At 48.5% G+C, this 891-nt stretch carries 1 protein-coding gene; it reads right to left on the bottom strand.

Annotated elements, in window-relative coordinates:
• Positions 1 to 127: 127 nt before the first annotated feature.
• On the bottom strand, positions 128 to 451 hold the full coding sequence (locus AC1DWB_RS36265; protein ID WP_477545888.1) for a hypothetical protein: 324 nt from the start codon (positions 449 to 451) through the stop codon (positions 128 to 130).
• Positions 452 to 891: the final 440 nt, after the last annotated feature.

The following is an 891-nucleotide window of genomic DNA, read 5'->3' as shown; positions in this document are numbered from 1 at the left end:
GATTCGATTTCATCGCGTAAGATGACCACTATCCCGGCTGCTACATGTCCACAGTTTCCGACTCCGTGAATGTCGTATGCTACCTTGTCGATGTGTTCCAGCAGTTTTTGTTTATCCAAGTATTCTTTCATGGGTTTACCTCCATTACCGCCAATAGWGCGGCTTTGCATCGGTCTGATGCGGTCATATGAGCAATACGCTTGATGTTTTCGGTTGTAAGTATCCAGTTATCTATTCCTAGGATGGTCGTTACAGCACTTGCCCAGGCCTGTTCGTTTCGCTCGATTGCCCTTGCTTCTGCTTCCAATGATGCGGCTATTGTCGATGAATACTTGTTGCACCACCCTTTGATTTCCTCGATAGGATGGGAATGCCTCGGGAACATCACGTACTTTGCTACCGCTGCATCTAACTCGCGTCCCTCTAATTGCATAATCTCTGCCTTGGTCACGCGCCTTCGCCTCCCTTTTTCTCGTAGCTATACGTCCCTGTTGCGCCTGGCACTCGCCGTCTACGTTGTGGTGCGGTGGTGTCCAGGTTTGGCGTCTTCTGTGGTACGGGTAGTTGTTTATAGTGTTCGTGTTCTTCGGGCGACAGGAAATATTGTGTTACTGCTCCTAACTGGCTCGGTTTGGTGTCGCTACGCTCTATGGGGTAGATGGGGTGTATATGGGCTTTCATGGCTGACACTCCTTTCAAGATATGGTTCGGCCCCCACTTCGTTGGGCTGTTCGGTCGATTCGAAGCTTTTAAAACACTCGTTCGAGTTGCGTTTCAGCATATTCCAATGGGATTACACAGTTTGGCATTAGCAGGTTAATTCCGATTGTTCGTGGTCTGGTTTTGTAATCAATCGTGATAACACGGCCCTTGTACTTTGAGTAAGGATGA

The sequence above is a fragment of the Paenibacillus sp. P4_E11 genome, from assembly GCF_056401635.1.
The sequence above is the reverse complement of the archived record's forward strand: the minus strand, read 5'-3'. Positions and strand labels throughout refer to the sequence as shown.